Source organism: Streptomyces sp. NPDC089799 (assembly GCF_040684755.1).
In the GTDB taxonomy this organism is placed as follows: Bacteria; Actinomycetota; Actinomycetes; order Streptomycetales; family Streptomycetaceae; genus Streptomyces.
The window spans coordinates 1-1773 of record NZ_JBFBGR010000080.1; the positions used below are offsets into that span (position 1 = coordinate 1).

Annotated in this window: 2 protein-coding genes; both read left to right on the forward strand. The window is 72.5% G+C overall.

The annotated features are described in order from the left end of the window. Positions 1 to 146: 146 nt before the first annotated feature. On the forward strand, positions 147 to 1130 hold the full coding sequence (locus tag AB0O36_RS36950) for a carbohydrate kinase family protein (protein WP_365118377.1): 984 nt from the start codon (positions 147 to 149) through the stop codon (positions 1128 to 1130). After that, positions 1127 to 1773 (forward strand): homocysteine S-methyltransferase family protein (locus tag AB0O36_RS36955; protein WP_365118378.1); only part of this gene is annotated, 647 nt, incomplete at its 3' end. The genes AB0O36_RS36950 and AB0O36_RS36955, both read left to right, overlap by 4 nt.

The following is a 1773-nucleotide window of genomic DNA, read 5'->3' on the forward strand; positions in this document are numbered from 1 at the left end:
AGACCGCCGCCTACGGCCACTTCGGCCGCGAGCTGCCGGACTTCACCTGGGAGCGCACCGACCGCGTCGACGCCCTGCGCGCCGCCGCCGGCCTGCCCGCATGAGTCCCTTCCCACTCCGTACACCCCGAGTCTGAGGAGAACGTGGTGCGCATAGCCGTGTCCGGGTCCATCGCCACCGACCATCTGATGGTGTTCCCCGGCCGAATCGCGGAACAGCTGCTGAGCGAGAGCCTCGACCGGGTCTCGCTGTCGTTCCTCGCCGACCGGCTGGAGGTCCGCGAGGGCGGCGTCGGAGCCAACATCGCCTTCGGCCTGGCCCGGCTCGGCCTGCGGCCCGTCCTGATCGGCTCCGCCGGAGCCGACTTCGGCCCCTACCGGAGCCGGCTGGAGGAAGCCGGGGTCGACACCGGATCCGTCCGGGTCAGCGAAACCCTCCACACCGCCCGGTTCGTCTGCACCACCGATCTGGACCAGAACCAGATCGCCACCTTCTACGCGGGCGCCATGGCCGAGGCCGCCCGCATCGACCTCGCGGACACCCACCGCGAGGCCGACGGCCTCGCCCTGCTGCTCGTCGGCGCCGACGACCCCGACGCGATGCTGCGGCACACCGCCACCGCCCACCGCCTGGGCGTCCCGGTCGCCGCCGACCCCTCCCAGCAGCTGGCCCGCCTCACCGCGGACCAGACCAGGGCCCTCGTCGAAGGGACGTTCCTGCTCTTCACCAACGAGTACGAGAGCCTCCTGCTCCTGGAACGCACCGGCTGGTCCGAGCAGGAGGTGCTCGACCGCGTCGGCACCTGGATCACCACGCGGGGCCCCGACGGAGCCCTGCTGCGCTCGGCGGACGGGACCCGGCTCGCCGTGCCGGCCGTCCCCGCCCAGGAGATCGCCGACCCCACGGGCGTCGGCGACGCGTTCCGCGCCGGATTCCTCGCCGCCTGGTCCTGGGGCCTTTCGTACGAGCGGGCCGCCCAGCTCGGCTGCGCCCTGGCCACGGTCGTCCTGGCCTCCGTCGGCACCCAGGAGTACAAGCTCGTCCCCGGCGAGCTGCTCCCCTCCATCGAGCGCGTCTACGGCCGCGCCGCCGCCGAGGAGATCGGACCGCACCTGGCGAGGCGGGCATGAACGGGCCCGACGCACTGCGCGAAGCCCTCGCCACCCGGGTGGTCGTCGCCGACGGAGCCATGGGGACCATGCTCCAGGAGCAGGACCCCTCCCTGGAGGACTTCCAGCAGCTCGAAGGCTGCAACGAGGTCCTGAACGTCACCCGCCCCGACATCGTGCGCTCGGTCCACGACGCCTACTTCGCGGTCGGCGTGGACTGCGTGGAGACCAACACCTTCGGCGCGAACTTCGCCGCGCTCGCCGAGTACGACATCGCCGACCGCAACTTCGAGCTGTCCGAGGCCGGCGCCCGTATCGCCCGGGAATCGGCGGACGCCTTCACCGCGTCCACCGGCCGCCGGCGCTGGGTGCTGGGCTCGATGGGCCCGGGCACCAAGCTGCCCACCCTGGGCCACATTTCCTACGCCACCATCCGCGACGCGTACCAGACCAATGCCGAGGGCCTGCTGTCCGGCGGCGCCGACGCCCTGCTGGTGGAGACCACCCAGGACCTCCTGCAGACCAAGGCGTCGCTGATCGGCGCCCGCCGCGCGATGGACGCGCTGGGCGTCTCGGTGCCGTTGATCTGCTCGGTGACGGTGGAGACCACCGGCACCATGCTGCTGGGTTCGGAGATCGGCGCGGCGCTGACCTCGCTGGAGCC